Raw genomic sequence first — 22,870 nt, 5'->3', positions numbered from 1 at the left:
GTATTGCTATGAAAAATTATAAAGCCCTTTTCCTACTACTTATTGTTTCATTTTCCTTTTTCAATTGTTTTGAAGATAACGACGATATTGGCGTTACTGCAAACCAAATAAACGATTTTGTTTGGAAAGGCATGAATCTTTTCTATTTATACAAAGATGATGTACCAGACTTAGGTAACACCCGATTTTCAAGCGATGCCGAATACGCCTCATTTTTAAACACCTTTTCAACGCCACCTGGTTTGTTTGAAAGTTTAATATATGACAGACAAAATGTTGATAGATTTAGTTGGATTGTTGATGATTATATCGCTTTAGAACAATTATTAGATGGCGTTACAGCAAGTAATGGCATGGAGTTTCAAGTATTTCGGTTTGCACTATCAGACACCAATAGATACGGAATTGTTACTCACGTATTACCAGATACAGATGCCGCCGCTAAAGGCATAAAACGTGGCGATATTTTTTATGGTATAGATGGCATACAACTTACAGGCTCTAATCTTAGCGATCTTACTAATCAAGATAACTACAGCATTAATATTGGTATTTATAACGACAATGGCACCGAAGATACCACAGATGACACCGTGGATACGACCTCAGAAAGTATTGCACTTTCTAAATCACAATACTCAGAAAACCCCATCCATGTCAATACAGTAATAGATGTTAATGGAATTAAAATTGGCTATCTCATGTATAATGGTTTTACAGGAACCGAAACCTATAATAATGCTTTAAATACTGTTTTTGCAGGATTCAAAAGTGCTGGTGTTAACGAACTTGTGGTAGATTTAAGATACAATTCTGGAGGTACTGTGGAAAGTGCTGTATTACTTGGAAGCTTAATAACGGGACAATTTGAAGGTGATGTTTTTAGTAAAGAACAATGGAACTCAGAATTTCAAGAAGCTTTTGAATCTCAAAACCCAGAAGCACTAATCAATAATTTTGTTGGTTCTTACAACGGCAATTCATTGAACAGTTTGAACTTATCTAAAGTCTATTTTTTAACCACAGGTAGAAGTGCTTCTGCCAGCGAATTGGTAATAAATTCATTAAGACCTTATATTGATGTGGTGCAAATAGGTACAACAACAACAGGAAAATATCAAGCGTCTAGAATTGTTTATGACTCAGCAAATTTTGGTCGAGAAGGTGCTAATCAAGGTCATACTTATGCCATGTTACCATTAATTTACAAATCCGTAAATGCTGTTGGTAATACCGATTATTTTGATGGTTTAGAACCAGACATTTTAATTAGTGAGCAAGTTAGAAACTTCGGCATTTTAGGTAATGAAAACGAACGCTTCCTAGCTGCTGCAATTTCAGATATTACAGGAGAAGGACGGTTTATTCACGATAAGCAAAATTCAGAACTAGAATTTACTTTCAGCAGTAAAGATTATATTCCTGCTGGTTTAGGTATGTATAGTAATAAAGAATTACCTTCAGGATTACTGAAAAGATAAGAAAGTATAAAAAAAACCTGAAGATCTTTCTATAAACACTTCAGGTCTTTTTTATGATTTAAAATAAATTTAAAGGTTCAAATTCAAACCTAAACTCACATTTCTTCCTTTGGTTGTATAACCCAATATTTCAAAATAATCTTCATTTAACAGGTTAGTTACAGTCGCAAATAACTTCAATTTATTATGAATCAATTTATGACTATAGTATAAATCGACTAACGAATACGAACTCAAATCTTCATTTACGAAAGTTGAAAAGTTAAGATCGGTCCTACTCCCTACAAATTGATAATTTAATGACGCGAAAGATTTTTCAGAAAAATTATATCCTAAACTTGCGTTCGCTTTATGTTTAGGTATTCTTAATCGTACACCATCTTTTACTTCTGTGAAGGTGTAATTTGTAGAAACAGATAAATTCTCAATCAAATCAATCTCAGCTTCCACTTCTAAACCATGCACCGTGGCATCGGTAGTTGCATTTTCATAAGCTGTGGTATAAATAATCGTATGTTTTTCGTTTCTGTTAAAATATACACCGTTAACTCGAAATCCGTTTTTCGTGTTAAATTCTAAACCACCTTCAATGGTAATATTCTCTTCCGGTTGCAAATCAGGATTGGCTCCAAAGAAGCCAAATAACTGAGATAAATTTGGCGCGATAAACGAAGTTGCATATGATCCGAACACCTTCGCGTAACCCTTATCTACGGGAATATTAAAAGACGGATTTAAACTGTATACAAAGTGCGATCCGTATTCGCTATGGTTGTTTAAACGACCTCCAATATTCAAATTTAACCCAGAATCAGAAACATAAACCACATTTACATAAGGGTCTGTGTTTGTAAAACTTTCATCTTCAACGAACAAACTCTCATAATCTCCATAATTTAAACCAATAATGGTGTAAAACGATTCGTTAAACACATATTTGTTAAACGCATCAACAACAAAACTCTTAGCTTCGTTTATTGTACTAAAATCTGAAATAGTTTCTCTATCAATTTTACTTAAAGCCGCATTAACTTGAAAACTACCATTTTTATAGCTCAATTTTGGTGATAGACTCACACGTTTTTGCTGAGATGTATAGGTATCTTTGGTATCAGAAAAAGTGTAAAACGGTGGTGGAAACCCGTCAATATCGGTTTTAAATTTATCATAACTTGCAAAAGCCGTTAATTCAAACTTATCGGAGAATTCATAACCCAATTTTAAATTGGTGTTATATCGTGAAAATGGATCGTTCTCTGGAGTTTCAGATTTTGCTGCCGATAATCCATCAACATATCTATTTCCAAAACTAGCTAAATAACTCAATTTATTCAGCGTCCCATTTATCGATACATTATTTGTGAAATTGGCACCGTTATAATTCAAATCATCTTGAGATTGATTGGTTCCAACCACAGTTAAAAAACTTCCTGCAATCTTATCTGTAGATGATTTTTTAGTCGTAATATTTAAAACAGCCGTTGCAGCTGCGTTCCCATAAAGTGTACTTGCTGCACCTTTTATAATTTCAATCGATTCAATAGTATTTACATCTAATAAACGTAGATCGAAATCATTCGAGACTAACGACGGGTCGTTTACCTGAACACCATCAATCAAAACCAATACCTGTCTGTTGTTTCCACCTCTAACAAAGCTTCCAAGATTTTGACCTTCTACACTTCTACTTCCATTAATTTCTATACCACTTTTGGTGTTAATTAATTCGGCAACAGTTCTGCCTTGATTGTTTTCAAGCTCTTGCTTTGAAATCTTAATTACCGTTTTACCTGAATTTTCACGTTTCAATTTAAATCGTGAATCTGAAATTACAACTTCATCAAGTTGCTCAATTTGGCTTAAATTGGTTTGCTCTTGCGCAAAACCAGCCCATGCGAATCCTAATAATAGGAGTCCTAACACATTAGTTTTTTTCATTTAAATGACTAATTACTCGGAATGGTAAGGTGTTAACCGTACTCAAACTTTTATCCCGAAAGTTTAACTTATTTGTTTTGAAAATGGCAGGTCTCCTGACTTGCGTCTTCATGTTGGTCTTCCCATCAAAATGACAGTGACATTGAAGTATAACATGAAGCTTTATAGCTTACAGTTGCGGGAACAGTTCAAGAATTGAAGACAAAGTATCGCTACTATGTATGTAAATCTTCGCACTTGATTCCCTTTTAATCGACATAAAAAATAGTCGAACCAAATTTCGGTGTAAATGTACTTTTTTAAAGATTAAAATCTATAAAAAACTACTTTTTCTTATTTAGTTTGTAAATAAGATAAATAAAACCAATAAGAAAATGAGCTATTATAACTCCAGCTACTATATATATTGTTAAATTTGAACCGTCTCGCATGATTTTATTTTTGTCAAAAATAAGTAACCAAATCATGTTTAAATCTGACAATTATCATATTACAACTATGACCAAAACTTTTCTTTATTTATTTCTAATTTGTAGTCTGCTTGCCTGTAATAAAAAGGTTAAAACTGAAGTATTAAATTCAGAAGAAAATCAAAAATCAGAATTAAAATATGCCGAAGGATTTTCGATAACTAAAACAACCAATTACACTATTATTGAAATAAACCAACCATGGCCTAATGCTGAGAAAAGTTATAAATATATGGTGATTTCTAAAGCAAATGCTGCCAAAACTAGCTTTTTAAAAGATGAATTTGATGGCATTATAATTACCCCAATTGAAAAAATAGTAGTCACTTCAACCACACACCTTCCTGCGTTAGAATTACTCGAGGAAGAAGAAACTTTAGTTGGTTTTCCGGGAACACATTACATTTCATCAGAATCCATTAGAAACCGAATAGACAATAACAAAGTAGGAGAGCTTGGGAAAAATGAAGGCATAAATACCGAAGTATTGTTAGAATTAAACCCAGATCTTGTTGTTGGTTTTGGTATTGATGGCGGAAACCGCTCTCTTGAAATTATTAAAAAATCTGGTGTTCCTGTAATATTTAATGGCGATTGGGTTGAGCATTCACCGCTTGCAAAGGCTGAATGGATTAAATTTTTTGGTGTCCTTTACAATAAAGAAAAAAAGGCAGATTCTATTTTTAATCATATTGAAAAAGATTACTTAGCTACTAAACAATTGGCACTTAATGCAACAACTAAACCAAGCGTATTAAGTGGTGCCATGCATAACGACATTTGGTACTTGCCAAACGGAAATAGTACGGAGGCACAACTTTTAATTGATGCTAACGTGAATTATCTTTGGAACGATTCCGAAGGAAAAGGAAGTTTGCAGCTTAATTTTGAATCAGTTTTTGTTAAAGCCCGAGATGCTAATATTTGGTTGAACCCGTCAAATTATTCAAGTTTAGACGCTTTAAAAAATGGTAACGAAAACCATGCGATGTTTGATGCATTCAAAAATAAAAATGTGTATTCATTTACTAATACCACTGGGATAACTGGCGGTGTTTTATATTACGAATTAGGAATGGCAAGACCAGATTTAGTATTAAAAGATCTAATTAAAATTTGTCACCCCAACTTACTTCAAGATTACAAACCCTTCTTCTTTAAACCATTAGAATAATTGTTGGATAAAAAAACATATCAGGTGTCTTTCATCATATTAATAGTTTTATTAATTGTGTGTTTTTTTGTGAATATTAGTTTAGGGTCGGTTTCTATTCCGTTAAAAGCGATAGTTAATAGTCTTATTGGTAACGCCACGGATCAAGAAACTTGGCAACTCATTATTCAAAATTATAGATTACCAAAAGCCTTAACTGCAATTATAGTGGGCTCCGGATTAGGTATTTCAGGATTACTTATGCAAACACTTTTTAGAAACCCTTTAGCAGGACCATTTGTTTTAGGTATAAGCTCTGGTGCCAGTTTGGGTGTTGCACTTGTTATTCTAGGATCAAATATTTTTGGAGGTGTATTGGCAGTAATAATGATTTCAAAATGGGGCATAGTTTTAGCAGCGAGTATAGGTAGTTTTTTGGTATTGATTGCAGTACTATTGGTTTCTTTAAAAGTACAAGATACCATGGCCATATTAATCATAGGACTTATGTTTGCCAGTATTACCGCAGCAATTGTTAGTGTGCTTTCCTTTTTCGGGTCTGCGGAACAATTACAGCAATATATCTTCTGGGGTTTTGGAAGTTTAGGCAATTTAACCTGGGATGATTTAATTATTTTACTTTCAATTTATAGCATCGGTCTTATTCTCGGCATTGCTTCAATTAAATCATTAAACACCTTTCTATTAGGAGAAAATTACGCCAAAAGCTTAGGTTTGAATTTAAAACAAAGTAGGTTCTTAATCATAATTGCAACGAGTTTACTCGCGGGAACCATTACAGCTTTTACTGGCCCAATTGCATTTATTGGTCTGGCAATTCCGCATTTAACAAGACAAGTTTTTAATACCTCAAATCATAAAATATTACTGCCAGCAGTTTTTTTATTTGGGGCCATTGTGATGCTTATTTGCGATATAATTGCGCAATTACCGCACAGCGATTATACATTACCTATAAATGCAATTACGTCTCTAGTAGGTGCGCCTGTGGTTATTTGGCTTTTAGTTAGAAAACGAAAAATGATATTTTAATGACAGACACCAACAAACATATCATTTTAAAAACTAAAGATTTATCTATTGGTTATACTTCCAAGAAGTCTAAAACATTAGTGGCTTCGAACATTAATATTGAATTAAAAAAAGGTACTCTCGTTGGACTAATTGGTGCAAATGGAATTGGTAAATCTACCCTATTACGAACGCTCACCAATGTACAAAACCCACTAAGTGGAGAAGTTTACATCAACAACACCAACTTACTAAAATACGCTGCTATTGATTTAGCTAAAGTTTTAAGTTTGGTTTTAACCGAACCTGTAGCTTCAAAAAACATGTCGGTTTTAGAGCTCGTAGCTTTAGGCAGACAACCCTATACAAACTGGATTGGGAGCCTATCCAAACGCGATTTAGAGATTATTAATAAAGCCTTGAACCAAACTAATATCACAGGATTAAAACACAAAAAATGTTTTGAATTAAGTGATGGTCAACTTCAAAAAGTCATGATTACAAGGGCTTTAGCACAGGATACCGATTTAATTATTCTAGATGAACCTACAACGCATTTAGATATGTATCATAAAGCCTATATTTTAAAACTACTTCAGAGGTTAGCCATAGAAACCAATAAAACCATACTTTTTTCTTCGCACGAAATCGATTTGGCTATTCAACTGTGTGATCAATTGGTTGTGATGACAAAAACGGGAGTCGTTTCAGATGCACCTTGTAACTTAATAAAAAAAGGTACTTTTGAAACGCTGTTTCCTAAAGACTTAATTGCTTTTGATGAGAAAACGGGCAGTTTTAGGGTGAAGAAATAAATTCAAAAAGTAATACAATTTCAAAACTTTTAAGGCTAAAAAAATTATCTTTGAGTTTATTACTCTTTTTAAATGAACGACAATCTTATTCTTATTCTATCTATTATAATTTCTGCTTCCATTGGTGGATATTTAGGCATGCTTTTTACAAAATTGAAAAGTAAAAGTGAACAGTCCACGCTCGAAGAACGTCAAAATCAAATGCAATTAACTATTGAAGAATTAAAGCGAAATTTGAGTAAAATTGAATCTGAACGTGAAGAGATTAGAAGAGAAAAAGATTTTTTAAATACCGAATTAGCGAGAAAAAATTCGGAATACGAAAACCTTCAAGAATTAAACCTAAAACGAGATAAAGAACTTGAAGAACGTCAAGAGCAACTTCGTAAAGATTTTGAATTATTAGCTACCAAGATATTAGAAGAAAAGTCTGAAAAATTCACGCTTCAGAATAAAGAAAACATCAAAAACATATTAAATCCGCTTCAAGAAAAAATAAAAACATTTGAAGAAAAAGTAGATTTAACCCAAAAGGAAAGCATTAGTATGCATTCGGCTTTAAAAGAGCAATTACTGGGTTTAAAAGACCTTAACCAACAAATGACTAAGGAAGCCACCAATTTAACTCGAGCCCTAAAAGGTGATAGTAAAATGCAGGGTAACTGGGGTGAATTGGTATTAGAACGTGTTCTGGAAAAATCTGGTTTAGAAAAAGATAGAGAGTATTTTGTGCAACAAAGTTTTACACTAGAAAACGGTTCGCGCGTATTACCAGATGTTGTCCTTCATCTTCCCGACGGAAAGAAAATGATTATTGACAGTAAAGTATCTTTAACCGATTACGAACGATTGGTTAATGCCGATGATGAAGAAAAAGACCGCTTTTTAAAAGCACATGTTAATTCAATTAGAAAACATGTTGACCAGCTTTCTGAAAAAAATTATCAAGATTTATATGATATAGAATCGCCAGATTTTGTGCTCATGTTTATCCCTATAGAACCTGCTTTTGCTGTGGTTGTAAATGAAGACAATTCTATCTATAATAAGGCTTTTGAAAAAAATATTGTAATTGTAACACCATCAACACTACTTGCTACCTTGCGCACCATTGATAGTATGTGGAACAATGAAAAGCAACAACAGAATGCCATAGAAATTGCGCGACAAGCTGGAGCCCTTTACGATAAATTTGAAGGCTTAGTATCCGATTTAACTGGGGTTGGCAAAAAAATTGATGCCGCTAAAAGTGATTATTCCGCAGCTATGAACAAATTAGTTGAAGGACGAGGAAATCTGATCACAAGTGTTGAAAAACTAAAAAAAATGGGCGCAAAAGCCAAAAAATCTCTACCCGAAGCCATTATAAAACGAGCTGAAGAAGAGTAGCCTCTTTTATTTGTTCTTAACTCAGAGCAATTATTGATTATCACGAATGATCGATAAATAGTTATTGAAATTATTTTTTAAAGTGAAATAATTCATAACTTCTTAAAAATAATGGCCTACTTAAAAGCGCAATCAATATATTATTATTTTAGCTTTATAATAAACCAAAACCATCACTCATGTTTAAACACGCCAAAGATTCTCAAGTATCAATAACAGAACTTATGCTACCCGCCCATTCTAATTTTAGTGGTAAAATTCATGGTGGACATATTTTAAATTTAATGGATCAAATAGCATTTGCGTGCGCTTCAAAACACTCCAGAAACTATTGTGTTACCGCATCTGTTAATCGTGTAGATTTTTTAAACCCTATTGAAGTTGGTGAATTGGTCACCCTCAAAGCATCGGTAAATTATACCGGAAGAACTTCAATGGTGATTGGGCTTCGTGTAGAGTCTCAAAACATTCAAACAGGTAAAGTGAAACATTGTAATTCGTCATACTTCACAATGGTTGCTAAAGATGAAAATGGTAAAAATGTTAAGGTTCCTGGTTTAATTTTAGATGACAAACAAAGCGTAAGACGTTTTGCCAGAAGCATAGCCAGACAAGAACAAGCTAAAACCAGATCATCAAGATTTAAGTCTTCAGAATTTAAGATGGAAGAGCATTTAGAGGCTATAAAACTGCACAATGTTAAACTTGAGCTTTAGAAATAAACTCTAAAAACGGCATTTGGAGTAAATCCTAAAGAATTCTGTGTGGTTTCAACAATTAGTTCGTTATTCAGGCGATAAAATTTATTAATCTGATTGTCATTATCTAAAACATTCCATATTGAAACACCAATATTGGCTTTTGTATGAGGTCCTAAATTAAAATCATAAATTGCTGAAAAATCTATTCGCATGTAGTCTTCTAAATTGGATGCATTTGTTGCCCCAAAATTCACTTCATTATTTATAATTTCATTTCCTAATATTGGCAAGGTAGTTGGTTTACCTGAATGCCAATTTAAACCTGCTGAAAGTTTTAAATTATTCAATTTATAAGCTGTTCCTACAGTAAAAGTTTGTGTTACATCAAAATTACTAGGAAAATAATCAGCTTCTAATTCATTAAAAAAATAGCGATTATTCATTAAAGAATAACTTAGCCAGGTATTAAATTTTTTGAGTTGTTTACTTATTAAAACGTCAACGCCTTTTACATCATACTTTCCTTTACTTTTTACAAATTCATATTGATTTTGAAACCCCTGACTTTGAGTTGTAACGCCTTTCACAACTTTATAAAACCAATCAATATCAACCAACCAACCATTATTGTTATAATTTATTCCTGCTGAAATTTGTTTACTTGTAATAACAGGGATGTTTTGATTATTTGATAATTGCCACCTCCGTTTTTCTATGCCTAAAAAATCATTCTGAAAATTTATAACTTGTGATGTATTTTGATGCTTATATTCACCTAGAACTTCTAATGAAAAATGGTCAAGAAATTGGTGACTAAAATTCAATCTTGGTTCCCAAATAGATTTTTTGAATTTATTAATATAATTGTACCTCAATCCAACATTTAAACTGGTTCTTCTGTTTAACGATTTATAATCTATCTGAGAAAAAATGCCATGAGTTCTTAAAACTTCAGAAACCAAATTTTTAAATCTCGGGATGTCAACATCATCCAAATTTGTAACTTCCGTTTCTACAAAATGATAGCCAGTTAAAAACTTAAACGTATTGTTTAATTTATAATTCGATTTAAGTTTAATACTAGTTTCCGAGACTATATTCTCTTGAAGATAACGCTGAGATTCTAAAACATTTACATTTACCGCTTTCAGTTTATAATCGGTTTCATAAATTTCCAGCTCTGTATTAAAATCCTGATTCCAGTCCCTAATATAGTGTAACGCTCCTGCAATACTATTTTGTGATAATTGACTTTCTCGAGATACAAATTGATTATTAATTGTAGCATTCTCATTAAATTGAAGTTGGTTATGAACATTAATAAAATTAAGTCGAACCTCATCGGTATCACTAATTTTATAAACCCATCTTAAAGACGTATCGTAAAAGTCGAACGTTTCATTGCTATTGGTAATTGTTGAAGCATTACTAGAGACCTCGGTATTTTGCGAAATCCGGTCAAAAAAAGCAGTATAGGTGGGTGTTTCAACGAAATCACTAATAGATTTTCTGGCAGCAATCTGAATTGAAGACGATTCGTTAATTGGCACATCCACGAAACCATTTATATTAGTTAAATTAACTTCAGCTAAACCATTAAACTCTTTATTTATAGCCTTTTCGGTTTGCATTGCTATGGTACCAGAAACACCATCGGTATAGCTTACATCACTACCATTTTTTCTTAAAAAAACAGTTTGCGTAATATGTGGATTATACATAGAAATGAGACCAAAAAAATGACCGGATTGATACATTTTTATTCCATCCCAAAGCATTAAATTTTGGTCGTGAGTTCCTCCTCGAATATTAATATTAGAAACCGTTTCATTTATACTTTGTATACCTGGAAAAGCTTGTACAGACTGCAAAACATCATCATCTATTAATCCGGGTAAAATATCAAAATTAGAAAAATCTATTTCGTAAGAACCATCACTTAACTTATTAATCCCACTAGTAATATAGTTTGAAATAACAACCTCGGCTAAAGATTGAATATTTGAGGATAAATAAATATCATCACATTTCAATATACTAAATTCATGTAATGGTTTTGTTATGGTTTTATAACCTAAAAACCGAATGGTTATAGGTGTGTTTATATTTTCAATTTCTATTTGAAAAAAACCATTGTCGTCGGTTATTGTTGAATGATTTGTTGACTGAATAGTTGCTGCTACTAACGGTTGCAAACTACTTTTATCTTTTATATAACCACAAAATGTGCTATTCTTTTTGGGTTTTACTAATACGATACGATCGTTCATAATTGAAAACGATAAGCCCGTTTTAGTTTCTAAATAAGTTAGCACTTCATTTAATGACAAACTCTCCAATGGAGGCATTATAACAAAGTCCTCAATAGTATCTTCAGCATAATTAAACTGAACATCAAAACGTTCTTGTAATACATCTATAACAAGAGAAAGTGACTCTTGCTTTTTAGTTTTTTGAGCATAACAACTAAAAAGAACAAAAAATAATAAACTAAAAAAAATGATTATTTTTTTTTTTCTAATTACCATGTATTACTACCAGATTTGAAGTATTAATTTCATAGGTCATATTCATGGGTTGTGTAATTGCAATAAGGGCATTTTCAAGATTATCATGTGGAAAAATTCCAGTAAACAATCTTGTTACATCTATATTTTTCGAGACTACCTCAATTTTATATTGTCTTTCTAGTTCCGCTATAACTTCACCAATAGGAATAGCATTAAATTCACTTATGTTTTGAGTCCATTTTGGCGAACCTGCTAAAGTCTTTGCTTTGGAAAACTTACCATCTAGAATCAGATAGACATCACCAGCCGATAATTGTCTAACAATAGTATCTGAAACAACATTTACTTCGCCTTCAAAACATTTAACTTCAAAATAATTTTTACGTTGTTTTACATTAAATTTTGTACCTACAACGGTAACTAAACCAGTGGTTGTTTTTACCTGAAACGAGTTTCCTTTGGCGACTTTAAAATAGGCTTCACCATTTAATATTAAAGTCCTTTTATTTTCCCAATTTCTATCATTATACTCTATTGAAGAAAGCGCATTCAATTCAACTTGCGAACTATCAGGAAGTTGTATTGTCGTTTTTTGGCTTGCTAAAGTTTTCACAACTATATTGTTATTGTAAATAAAGGTAAGGTACAACGCTAATAATACAAATACAATACTTGCTATTTTTATAAATGGATTAAACCAAGTTAACTTTTTGGTTGTTTTTTTTGATGCTTTATATTGAGCTTTTAGGTTATCAAAATCAGCTATTTTTTGAGAAGGATCTGATTTAAAATATTTAGCACTATCAATAACATATTGGTTTACAGTAGCGTCATCTAATTCATTAAATGCTTGTTTTTCAGAATCTGTAAGATCTTCATTCAACCATTTTTTTATTAAATATTCTTTATCCATTGTAAGCTTAACTTTAATATATAACAACTAAAACTTAGAAACTCCTGATTATTTTATTTTAAATCCTTTCAATTCTTTTTTCAAAATATTAAAAGCACTGTAAATTCTATATTCAACTACTTTTTGTGTAACCCCTAAAAGCTCTGCAATCTCACTGTGTTTTTTCCCTTCAGCTTTATTCAATAAGAAAGCTACACGTTGTTCTTCACTTAATTTCTCTAATACTTTTTGATATTGTTGTAAAAACTCCTCTTGCTCTAGAATAAACTCTGGGGACTCATTTGTATATTGTTTAGGCTTTTCTAATTGATATTTTAATACCACTTTTTGATGTTTAATAGCATTTAACGTCATATTATTAGCCACAGTAAATAAAAACGCTTTGGCTTTATTTAACGGTACTTTTTTGCAATTACGCCATAGTTTAATAAAGGCTTCTTGGGTTTTATCAGAGGGATTATTTTGTTCCCCATATTTGTAATACAAAAAGTTGTACAAATCTTTCGCGTACTTTTTATAAATACGTTCAAAAATAGCATCTTCACAAATATTATCGTTAAGTTCTTTCGGCAAGGTGGCTCATTTTATTCTCTAAAGTTAGATAAAAAATTTGTACGAATTTAAAGAGTTATATTATGTATCGAAGTTTTAATTAAAAGATAGTTGAGTAACTTATAACAAACTACCCTATTATAAATTTTACATATACTTCAAATAAAATCAAAAAAAGTTTCAGGAGTTTTTAAGTTTAAGTTGTTTTATTAATAAAGGCCTTAATTGCGGGTTTAGTAATCATGAGAAAATCATTTTATAAATCGGTACTAGTTTTATTTTTTGTCTCACTGGCATTTGCGTCATGTAGAACTGAAGAATCAGAACTCATAGAATCTCCTCCTGAAGATGTTTTAGTTGCGAGTTCTACGGTCACTAGATTAATGAAAAACGTTTCAATCAATGATGGATCAATTGATAACATAATTGATTATGCCAACTGTTTTATTATCAAATTACCAGTAGAAGTAAATGTGAACGGGCAAGAAATTACTATTAATTATGAAAACGATTACAAAAAGATTGAGTATATATTTGATGACTCTGATGACGACGTGGATACTATCAGCATTACCTATCCTATACAAATAATTCTTAAAGATTTTACAGAAGTTGTTATAAATAATAATACCGAATTATTGAGCTATTCCAGTAACTGTAATGGTGAAAATGAATATGATGAGGATATTGAATGTTTGGATTTTAACTACCCAATTTCAGCTTTTATTTTCAATTCTAATGATGAAATTATATACACACTACAAATCACTAACGATAGCGAAATATTTAACCTCATTCAGAACCTTGACAACTTTGATTTTGTATCTCTAAGATTTCCATTAACATTGACGATTTATGATGACACCGAGTTGATAATTAATAATTTAAATCAATTAGAAACCACTATTGAAGCTTACAAAGATTCCTGCGATGAAGACGATGATTATGATTTTAATGATGATGATTGTAATGATTGCGATCCCCACCAGCTGATTGATATTTTAACGAATTGCTCGGATTGGACAGTAGATAAATTAAAACGTTACGGTAATGACTATGATGATGTGTATGACGGTTACAACTTTAACTTTCAAAAAGATGGAACTGTAAGCGCATATTACTCTGGAGGTTCTGCATATGGTACATGGACAGCAAGTGGAGCTGGCAATAATATAACAGTAACTATTGATATACCTGATTTACCGTATTGTAATAATGATTGGATATTACACGAAATTTCTGAATATTCTGAAACAAAAATTGATTTAAGAGTAGGAAGTTATAGTAGGTTAAGATATGAGAACATTTGCAACTAATAATAGTGGATAACAATGTACAAACATTGTTACCTCTAAAAAAAATTAAGCTAGTAGAAATACTTTTATGAAAAAGAAAAGTTTCTTGATCGGATTATTTTCCCATACAATCTAGGAAATAATTGGTTAGCTAGCAACTGCTTCGGTATTTGATTACCGAAGCAGTTTTAAAATACTTTGAAATAATACTATGAAAAAGTTACTACTTATTATTGTGCTTATAATTACAGCTTTTTGTTTGTATAAATATGTTTATCAGAATCATAGAGATATAGAAAACGAAGAAGCTAGTTTTGAACTTAAATCAAGCACGCTAATTAATGAGTTTTCAATAAATCCGATTGAATCAGAAACCAAATATCTTAATAAAACTATTGAAATAACTGGCTCAATTACAGATATAAACGCCACCAATCTTACCTTAAACAATATCATTTTTTGTCAATTTTCAGAGCATTTACAAAAATCACTTTCGATGAATTCCCAAGTCAAAATAAAAGGACGTTTTATAGGCTATGATGATTTATTAGAACAAATCAAACTAGACCAATGTACAGTTGGCATTAATTAAGAAACTATTACTATGAAAATCAAACTACTAACATTATTTTTTTTAGGAATTACATCCCTAAGCGCTCAAACAACTCATAATTTAAATTGGCAAATTGGAATTGGCACAAATGTAGATTTAACTATTGAAGTTGGTGATACCGTTATTTGGAATTGGACAGATAATGCACCCCATACTGTTACAAGTTTACCTGGAAGCGCAGAATCTTTTAATAGTGGGTCCATTACTGGTAATGGCTTAACATATTCAAGAGTTTTCAACATTGTTGGCAGTAATCCATACGAATGTAGTTTTCATCCATTTTCAATGGCTGGAACAATTACAGTTCAAAACACGCTAAGCGTTAATGATTTTTTTAAAAATAGCTTTTCCATTTCTCCTAATCCAGTAAAAACTGTTATCAACTTAAAAATGCCTTTAAATGTTAAGATAGACGAAGTTAAAATTTATAATCTATTAGGTAAAGAAGTGTATTTTAATAGTATATTAGAGAAACAAATAAATATTTCTAAATTAAGTAATGGTATTTATCTTGTAAAAATATCATCTGAAGGAAAAACTAAAACTAAACGATTCATTAAAATATAGACTTAAAATTTTTGAACAATTACAAAAAATAAATTCTCTATAATAAATACCAGCCAAATGAAATATCAATTATTAGCATTTTTACTTATTCCGATAATAGTAATTTCTCAAAACGATTTATTAGATGAAATAGATTCTGATACGCTCGTTGACCAATATGCAACTGCTGCCTTTAAAGGATTAAAAATTGTGAATTTTGAATCTACTAAACTAGTAGCTGAAGGAGAATTAAATTTTATTGTATCTCATAGATTTGGCAGTGTTGAAGGCGGATTTGATAGTTTTTTTGGTCTTGATGAGGCAGTAACACGGATACATTTTGTTTACGGGTTAACGGAAGCTATAAATATAGGGGTTTCTAGAAGTTCATTTCTTAAAATCTATGATGTTACGGCAAAGTATAGATTAATTCAACAAAAAGAAAATGGGTTTCCTTTTACTATAGTCGGATTTAACGCTTTATTAATTAACACGGCTTTAGATAAAGATAATTTGCCCCTTTTAGAATTTAAACACCGTTTAGGCTATACGGCACAACTATTAATTTCAAGAAAAGTGAATACTGATTTAACCTTACAATTGGCGCCAACTTTTTTTCATGACAATTATGTTGTTTTTGATGCGCAGGCAAATTCACAAATAGCTTTAGGAATTGGTGGTAGATACAAATTAGGAAAAAGATGGTCTGTAAATGCCGATTATGGTTTGCATCTTAACAGAGCAGATAACTCGCCTTTTAAAAATCCGTTATCTATAGGATTCGATTTAGAAACGGGTGGGCATGTATTCCAAATGCACTTTTCTAATGCTCAAGCCATGAATACCAATGGCTTTTTAGGACAAGGATCCGGTGATTGGAGTGATGGTGATATTTATTTCGGATTTAACTTGAGTAGAACTTTCTAAATTTTTTTTAGAATTAATTATTATAAAAATAGAATTCAACAAATAACTTAAAAATAAAAACTATGAAAACTAAAAATTTAATTTTCGTTCTAGCAATATCGATGTTGCTATTCAATTGTTCTAGTGATAGTAATGATGATGTCAAGGAACAAGAAATGAATCCAGATCCAACAACAATTACTTATAGTGCAAATATAGCAAGCATAATTAATAACAATTGTAACCAATGCCATGGAAGTACACCCTCTAATGGAGCGCCTTTTTCGTTAACTACTTACGATGACGTAAAAAATAGAGTTGACCGCATCATTGCACGTGTAAATAATTCTACTAACCCAATGCCACCATCAGGACAAATAAGTTCAAGCTTAAGAGATATGATTCAGCAATGGAAAGACGATGGCCTTCTAGAAAACTAGTAGTTATAAACTATGGTTTAGTTTTTGCATGTGTTTAGTGATTATCAAATTAAAAGAAATATGATACGAAAGAAATATTTTTTGACTTTAGTCATATGCTTTATTAGTTGTATTGGTTTTTCTCAAACCAAGTACATTACTAAAACCGGTGAGGTATCTTTTGAAGCCTCAGTCCCCTCTTTTGAAGAAGTAAAAGCATCAAACAATTCGGTAACAGCCATTATAAATACAGATTCTGGTGAATTTGCTGCACTTGTTCTTATAAAAGGCTTTCGCTTTAAAAATGCCTTAATGGAGGAACATTTTAATGAAAATTATGCAGAGTCAGACCAATTTCCTAAAGCGACTTTTAAGGGTAAAATTACTGATTTTAATTTAGGGAATATCACAACAAACACGTCTTTTAAAGCTAATGGTGAGTTAACTTTTCATGGTAAAACAAAGCAACTCAAAGATATTGTGTTTAATATTTCCAAGGGAGAAAATGAAATTTCCATTACAGGAAATTTTAATACTTTAGCTTCAGATTTTGATATTAAAATTCCAAAGATAGTTAGTAACAAAATTGCTGAAGATATTGAAGTGTCTTTTCAGTTTGATTTAAAAAAGAAATAAAAAAAGCCGCTTAAAGCGGCTTTTTTTATTCAATATATGTTTACTATTTACTCAAATACATTTTTCTTCTCGAGTATAATTCGTAAAACTCATCGTCTTTCAAACTATCTATAAACAAAATACTCTCTCCTGTACTTTTCATTTCAGGGCCTAAGGTTTTATCAACATTAGGGAATTTATTAAAAGAGAATACTGGTTGCTTAATAGCGTAACCTTCAAGTTGTGGATTAAACTTAAAGTCTTTTACTTTTTTCTCACCAAGCATTATTTTGGTTGCATAGTTTACATAAGGCTCACCATAAGCTTTAGCAATAAATGGTACTGTTCTAGAAGCTCTTGGGTTGGCTTCAATTATGTAAACCACATCATCTTTTATTGCAAATTGAATATTAATCAATCCAACAGTATTTAAGGCTAAAGCAATTTTTTTCGTGTGATCTTTAATTTGTTGCATCACAAACTCACCCAAATTAAAAGGTGGTAATGTAGAATTACTATCTCCAGAGTGAACACCACAAGGTTCAATATGCTCCATTATTCCAATAATGTAAACATCTTCACCATCACAAATTGCATCGGCTTCAGCTTCAATAGCACCTTCTAAATAATGATCTAGAAGTAATTGATTCCCTGGCATTGCGCTTAACAATTCAACTACATGCTTTTCAAGTTCTTGCTTGTTAATTACAATTTTCATGCCTTGTCCTCCAAGTACATAAGACGGACGCACTAATATTGGGAAATCTAAAACATCGGCAATCGCTGACGCTTCATCTGCTGTTGTTGCAATATCAAATTGTGGATAAGGAATATTATTTTCTTTTAACAGATTCGAAAATAAACCTCTATCCTCAGCTAAATCTAACGATTTAAAGCTAGTTCCAATAATTTTCACACCATATCTATCAAGTTTCTCAGCAAGTTTAAGTGCTGTTTGCCCACCTAATTGAACAATTACACCTTCAGGTTTTTCATGCTTAATGATGTCGTAAATATGTTCCCAAAAAACAGGCTCGAAATATAGTTTATCCGCTGTATCAAAATCTGTTGAAACAGTTTCTGGATTACAGTTTATCATGATGGTTTCGTAACCACATTCCTGTGCAGCATACACACCATGTACACAACAGTAATCAAATTCAATTCCTTGTCCGATTCTATTTGGTCCAGAACCAAGAACAATTATTTTCTTTTTATCTGTAACTATACTTTCATTATCAGAGTATCGCTTACCATCAGCAGTTTGCATATCACTTTCAAATGTTGAATAGTAATATGGTGTTTTTGCTTCAAATTCAGCAGCACAAGTATCTACCAACTTGTATACACGATTAATACCTAATTCTTCACGTTTGTTGTATACCTGACTTTCTAAACATCCCAACATGTGAGCTATTTGTCTGTCTCCATACCCTTTTTGCTTTCCTTCTAATAATAATTCTTTATCAATAGTATCGATATTAAACGTAGAAATCTCTTTTTCTAAGAAATATAGTTCTTCATATTGTTTTAAGAACCACATATCGATTTTCGTGATTTCAAAAATCCTACTTAAAGGAATACCCATTTTAATGGCATCATAAATAATAAATACACGATCCCAAGAAGCATGAGTTAACTTTTCTATAATTTGTTCGTAGTTGGTATTTTCTTTACCATCGGCACCCAAACCATTACGCTTAATTTCTAATGATTGTGTAGCTTTATGCAGTGCTTCTTGGAACGAGCGACCAATCCCCATAACCTCACCTACAGCCTTCATTTGAAGGCCTAATGTTCTATCAGAACCTTCGAACTTATCAAAATTCCAACGTGGTATTTTTACAATAACATAATCTAAAGTAGGCTCAAATAACGCCGAAGTAGATTTCGTAATTTGATTATTTAATTCATCTAAATGGTAACCTAAAGCCAATTTTGTAGCAATCTTTGCAATTGGATATCCAGTAGCTTTACTTGCCAATGCAGATGAACGTGATACACGCGGGTTAATTTCAATGGCGATAATATCTTCATTATCATCAGGACTTACAGCAAATTGCACATTACAACCACCTGCAAAATCACCAATACTTCGCATCATATGGATTGCCATATCACGCATTTTTTGATATGTTCTATCACTTAACGTCATTGCCGGCGCAACCGTAATAGAATCTCCTGTATGAATGCCCATGGGATCCATATTTTCGATTGAACAGATAATCACCACATTATCGTTAGCATCTCTAAGTAACTCAAGTTCATACTCTTTCCATCCTAAAAGTGCTTTATCTATCATCACTTCATGGATAGGTGAAATTTCTAATCCATGACGTAAAAGCTTATCGAAATCCTTTTCTTCATAAACAATTGCAGCACCAGCACCACCTAAAGTAAACGAAGAGCGTATACATAATGGAAAACCAAACTCTTGAGCAATTTCTTTTCCTTTTAAGAATGAAGAAGCTGTAGCTTGAGGTGCCATTGGGATACCAATTTTTTCCATGAGCTCTCTAAATTGCTCCCTATCTTCAGTAATATTTATTGCATCAATATCAACACCAATAAGCTCAACACCAAAATCTTTCCATATCCCTTTTTCATCAGCTTCAATAGCTAAATTTAAAGCGGTTTGTCCTCCCATTGTTGGTAGAACAGCATCAATCTGTGGGTGTTCTTTTAAAATCTTTATAATAGATTTTGTGTTTAATGGAAGTAAGTAAACATGATCTGCCATTGACGGATCAGTCATGATTGTTGCTGGGTTTGAATTAATTAAAATCGTCTCAATTCCATCCTCTCTTAACGATCTAAGGGCTTGCGATCCTGAATAATCAAACTCACAGGCTTGCCCGATAACGATAGGTCCGGAACCAATAATTAAAATAGATTTAATTTTCGAATTTTTCGGCATTTTCTTTTGGTTATAAGTTGTATTTTAATTTGTTACAAAAATAGTAATCCGTAGATATAAAAAAAGGCGTTACACTTAAGTAACACCTTTATATTATCAACAATTGTTAATCATTATTTCTTATGTCTAGCTTCAGTTGACACAGATAACTTTTTTCTTCCTTTAGCTCTTCTACGTGCTAATACCTTTCTACCGTTAGCAGAAGCCATTCTTTCTCTGAAACCATGTTTGTTTCTTCTCTTTCTTTTCGAAGGCTGAAATGTTCTTTTACTCATTATCTTATATCTTTAAAACTGAATTGTAATTTTTAAAATAGATGGCTTGTTAAAACCGAGGGCAAATATACAAAGCCTTTATTACTTTGCAAATCATTTTTATAAAAAAATTTGAAATATTTTTCATCCTTGAAAAATCTTCGTGAGACCTTTATTTATTTAGGATAAACGCATACAATCTTAAAAGTCTTTATATATTTTTTGATAAAAATTTAGTTTCTTTGCAGTCTCAAAACATCAATGTGGTTTGATTCTTTACTGATAACACATTTAATTATTTGAAATTTTATAAATATGTATAATAAAATCATAAAACTTATTATTGCTGCAGGAATTATTGCTTTTGCAGTTTATCAATTTTCTGAAGGCTATATTGGTAATGGTATTTCCCTTATTTTTTTAGCTTCAATCTTTGTATTCTTATACTTTAAAAACGAGTTTATATTATTAGCTTTTTTAAGGTTACGTAAACAGGACTTTGAAGGTGCTAAAAAATGGCTAAACAAAATTAAAAATCCTGAATCTGCGTTGGTAACCAAACAACAAGGTTATTATAATTACTTACATGGTATTATGGTTTCTCAAGATAATATGAATGAAGCCGAAAAATATTTTAAGAAAGCTGTTTCTTTAGGATTGTCAATGGATCATGACTTAGCTATGGCTAAACTGAATTTAGCAGGTATTGCTTTTTCTAAACGTAGAAAACAAGAAGCTCAAAAACTTTTGGCTGAGGCTCAAAAATTAGATAAACAAGGCATGCTTACCGAACAGATAAAAATGATGAAACAAAACATGAAGCAAGCCGTTGGTCCTAATCAGCATTATGGAGCTGGTGCTTCTGTGAGATCGCAAAAAAGAAGAGGTAGATAATTTATATTAAAGGAGACCAAAGTCTACAAACCGATTCTTTTATTTTTTTATATCTGGAGCGTTGTAGGTAATCTTCAAAATCAACTGCTTCACACTCTTGAAGGTCGTCAATAAAATGTTGTTTTAATATTTTACTCGTTCCCTTATCATAAATAAAGGCATTCACTTCAAAATTGATGTTAAAACTTCTATAATCCATATTAGCGGTTCCTACCGTTGAAAAAATATCATCAACAACCATAGTTTTGGCGTGAATAAATCCTTTTTTGTAACGGTATACCTTTGCCCCTGCTTCTAACAACTTATCTAAATAAGAATTTGTGGCGTGCTTTACGATTTTAGAATCAGACTTTTTTGGAATAATAAGCTTCACATCTAAACCGCTTTTAGCAGCAACTACTAGCGCTGTTATAATTTCATCATTAGGCACAAAATAAGGAGTTGTTATGTAAATATACTCTTCGGCTGTGGCAATTGCAGTAAACATAGCCTCCATAATATTTGCCCAATCGGTATCAGGTCCGCTTGCCGCAATCTGTAATGCCACATTCTTCGTGCATTCAGTGTCTGGAAAATAAACTTTCTCAATATGAAATGTTTGGTTTGAAACAAAATCCCAGGTGGTAAAGAAGTAGATTTGTAATGATTTTACAGCTTCGCCTACAATTCTAACATGTGTATCTCTCCAGAAATGATTTTTATTTTCGTCATTTAAATACTCATCTTCAATATTTATGCCGCCAACATAAGCTATGACACCATCAATAATGGCAATTTTCCGATGATTTCGATAATTCATTTTGCCAGTAAATCTTGAAAATAAAACGGGCATAAAAGGATAATGTTCTACACCACTATCTGTAAGTTTTCGCTTCATACCTGCCGATATGTTGCTACCTACATCATCATAAGTCAACCGTACTTCAATGCCTTCTTTTGCTTTTTCGCATAAGATGTTTAAAATTTCGGTTCCTATTTTATCATCCTTAATGATGTAATATTCTAAATGAATGTGATGTTTGGCTGATTTGAGATCTTGAATAAGTTTTGGAAACTTAATATTTCCATCCTTCAAGATTTCTATATCATTATGCAACGTTAAGGGTGAGTTATCGCTACTATACAGCAGATTTACGAGTTTGACCTTCTCATCTAAATAGTTATCTACTTTCTGTATTTCTTTTTCATCAAATTTAAAATCTTCCTGAATCGATTTAATAATGCTCTGATTTAGTACATTTTTTCTGTTGAAGATTTTATTTTTTCGATATTCTTGTCCAAATAAGTAATAAACTACTAGCCCTAGAAACGGAAAAAATATTAATACTATAATGTAGGATAGCGTTTTTGTAGGGTTAATATTTTTGAGCAAAATAGTAATAGCAGCCGAAGCTGCTATTATATAGTTTAACGTTAAGAGAATACTCCAGTAATTGTGCTTTATGTATTCAATCATT

20 protein-coding genes and 1 riboswitch are annotated in these 22,870 nt (G+C 31.7%); of the genes, 13 read left to right on the top strand and 7 right to left on the bottom strand.

The genetic code is table 11. The annotated features are described in order from the left end of the window. Positions 1–8: 8 nt before the first annotated feature. A complete protein-coding gene (locus tag O5O44_RS05855) occupies positions 9–1,481 on the top strand; it encodes a GFO_1087 family putative carboxy terminal peptidase (protein WP_289196120.1) in 1,473 nt (490 codons plus the stop codon). 69 nt (positions 1,482–1,550) lie between these two features. Here the strand turns inward: O5O44_RS05855 and O5O44_RS05850 are convergent, their stop codons facing one another. Next, the gene (locus O5O44_RS05850) at positions 1,551–3,419 is read right to left on the bottom strand and encodes a TonB-dependent receptor plug domain-containing protein (protein WP_289196119.1); all 1,869 of its coding nucleotides are present in this window, start codon (positions 3,417–3,419) and stop codon (positions 1,551–1,553) included. A 68-nt stretch (positions 3,420–3,487) separates the two neighbouring features. After that, positions 3,488–3,712: riboswitch (cobalamin riboswitch) on the bottom strand. A gap of 172 nt (positions 3,713–3,884) precedes the next feature. Here O5O44_RS05850 and O5O44_RS05845 point away from each other — a divergent pair. The 5 genes from O5O44_RS05845 to O5O44_RS05825 all read left to right on the top strand — a co-directional run bounded on the left by O5O44_RS05845 (position 3,885) and on the right by O5O44_RS05825 (position 8,994). Beyond that, positions 3,885–5,063, top strand: a complete 1,179-nt coding sequence (locus tag O5O44_RS05845; RefSeq protein ID WP_289196118.1) for an ABC transporter substrate-binding protein — start codon at positions 3,885–3,887, stop codon at positions 5,061–5,063. Beyond that, a complete protein-coding gene (locus tag O5O44_RS05840) occupies positions 5,064–6,095 on the top strand; it encodes a FecCD family ABC transporter permease (RefSeq protein WP_289196117.1) in 1,032 nt (343 codons plus the stop codon). Beyond that, positions 6,095–6,889 carry an ABC transporter ATP-binding protein gene (locus O5O44_RS05835; RefSeq protein WP_289196116.1) on the top strand — a complete coding sequence of 265 codons (795 nt, stop codon included), beginning with the start codon at positions 6,095–6,097 and terminating at the stop codon, positions 6,887–6,889. Before O5O44_RS05840 ends, O5O44_RS05835 begins: the two co-directional genes overlap by 1 nt. A gap of 72 nt (positions 6,890–6,961) precedes the next feature. Continuing rightward, the gene (locus tag O5O44_RS05830) at positions 6,962–8,278 is read left to right on the top strand and encodes a DNA recombination protein RmuC (RefSeq protein ID WP_289196115.1); all 1,317 of its coding nucleotides are present in this window, start codon (positions 6,962–6,964) and stop codon (positions 8,276–8,278) included. A gap of 179 nt (positions 8,279–8,457) precedes the next feature. After that, a complete protein-coding gene (locus O5O44_RS05825; protein WP_019387128.1) occupies positions 8,458–8,994 on the top strand; it encodes an acyl-CoA thioesterase in 537 nt (178 codons plus the stop codon). Here O5O44_RS05825 and O5O44_RS05820 read toward each other — a convergent pair. From O5O44_RS05820 to O5O44_RS05810, 3 genes are read right to left on the bottom strand one after another with little or no spacing between them, the layout of a single operon-like run. Then, on the bottom strand, positions 8,991–11,507 hold the full coding sequence (locus O5O44_RS05820; protein ID WP_289196114.1) for a TonB-dependent receptor: 2,517 nt from the start codon (positions 11,505–11,507) through the stop codon (positions 8,991–8,993). The genes O5O44_RS05825 and O5O44_RS05820 overlap by 4 nt on opposite strands. Beyond that, positions 11,497–12,402, bottom strand: coding sequence for a FecR family protein (locus O5O44_RS05815; RefSeq protein ID WP_289196113.1), 906 nt, complete (start codon positions 12,400–12,402; stop codon positions 11,497–11,499). The genes O5O44_RS05820 and O5O44_RS05815 overlap by 11 nt, the downstream gene beginning before the upstream one ends. A 48-nt stretch (positions 12,403–12,450) precedes the next feature. After that, a complete protein-coding gene (locus O5O44_RS05810) occupies positions 12,451–12,975 on the bottom strand; it encodes an RNA polymerase sigma factor (protein WP_289196112.1) in 525 nt (174 codons plus the stop codon). A 221-nt stretch (positions 12,976–13,196) separates the two neighbouring features. Here O5O44_RS05810 and O5O44_RS05805 point away from each other — a divergent pair, with 221 nt between their 5' ends. The 6 genes from O5O44_RS05805 to O5O44_RS05780 all read left to right on the top strand — a co-directional run bounded on the left by O5O44_RS05805 (position 13,197) and on the right by O5O44_RS05780 (position 17,369). Continuing rightward, positions 13,197–14,270, top strand: a complete 1,074-nt coding sequence (locus O5O44_RS05805) for a hypothetical protein (RefSeq protein WP_289196111.1) — start codon at positions 13,197–13,199, stop codon at positions 14,268–14,270. Between the two features lie 190 nt (positions 14,271–14,460). Continuing rightward, on the top strand, positions 14,461–14,841 hold the full coding sequence (locus O5O44_RS05800) for an OB-fold protein (protein ID WP_019387123.1): 381 nt from the start codon (positions 14,461–14,463) through the stop codon (positions 14,839–14,841). A gap of 12 nt (positions 14,842–14,853) precedes the next feature. Beyond that, positions 14,854–15,429 carry a T9SS type A sorting domain-containing protein gene (locus O5O44_RS05795; RefSeq protein WP_289196110.1) on the top strand — a complete coding sequence of 192 codons (576 nt, stop codon included), beginning with the start codon at positions 14,854–14,856 and terminating at the stop codon, positions 15,427–15,429. Between the two features lie 57 nt (positions 15,430–15,486). Continuing rightward, positions 15,487–16,335: a DUF5777 family beta-barrel protein gene (locus O5O44_RS05790; RefSeq protein WP_289196109.1), complete on the top strand. Its 849-nt coding sequence runs from the start codon at positions 15,487–15,489 to the stop codon at positions 16,333–16,335. A 62-nt stretch (positions 16,336–16,397) separates the two neighbouring features. Beyond that, positions 16,398–16,754 (top strand): c-type cytochrome, encoded by a 357-nt coding sequence (locus O5O44_RS05785; RefSeq protein ID WP_289196108.1) that lies wholly within the window; start codon positions 16,398–16,400, stop codon positions 16,752–16,754. Positions 16,755–16,814: 60 nt separating this feature from the next. After that, entirely contained in the window at positions 16,815–17,369 is a 555-nt protein-coding gene (locus tag O5O44_RS05780) for a YceI family protein (RefSeq protein ID WP_289196107.1), read from the top strand. Between the two features lie 43 nt (positions 17,370–17,412). Here O5O44_RS05780 and carB read toward each other — a convergent pair whose 3' ends face one another. Both carB and rpmH read right to left on the bottom strand, forming a co-directional pair. Further along, positions 17,413–20,265 carry a carbamoyl-phosphate synthase large subunit gene (gene carB, locus O5O44_RS05775; RefSeq protein WP_019387118.1) on the bottom strand — a complete coding sequence of 951 codons (2,853 nt, stop codon included), beginning with the start codon at positions 20,263–20,265 and terminating at the stop codon, positions 17,413–17,415. A 113-nt stretch (positions 20,266–20,378) separates the two neighbouring features. Further along, positions 20,379–20,540, bottom strand: coding sequence for a 50S ribosomal protein L34 (rpmH, locus tag O5O44_RS05770; protein ID WP_019387117.1), 162 nt, complete (start codon positions 20,538–20,540; stop codon positions 20,379–20,381). 294 nt (positions 20,541–20,834) lie between these two features. Between rpmH and O5O44_RS05765 the strand changes: the two genes are divergently transcribed. Further along, complete coding sequence (locus O5O44_RS05765) at positions 20,835–21,413, top strand: DUF2892 domain-containing protein (protein ID WP_289196106.1); 579 nt, start codon at positions 20,835–20,837, stop codon at positions 21,411–21,413. A 1-nt stretch (position 21,414) separates the two neighbouring features. Here O5O44_RS05765 and cls read toward each other — a convergent pair whose 3' ends face one another. Continuing rightward, on the bottom strand, positions 21,415–22,869 hold the full coding sequence (gene cls / locus O5O44_RS05760; protein WP_289196105.1) for a cardiolipin synthase: 1,455 nt from the start codon (positions 22,867–22,869) through the stop codon (positions 21,415–21,417). Position 22,870: the final 1 nt, after the last annotated feature.

This window comes from Algibacter luteus, assembly GCF_030344935.1.
In the GTDB taxonomy this organism is placed as follows: domain Bacteria; phylum Bacteroidota; class Bacteroidia; order Flavobacteriales; family Flavobacteriaceae; genus Arenitalea; species Arenitalea lutea.
This window is presented reverse-complemented; position numbering and strand designations above follow the sequence as displayed.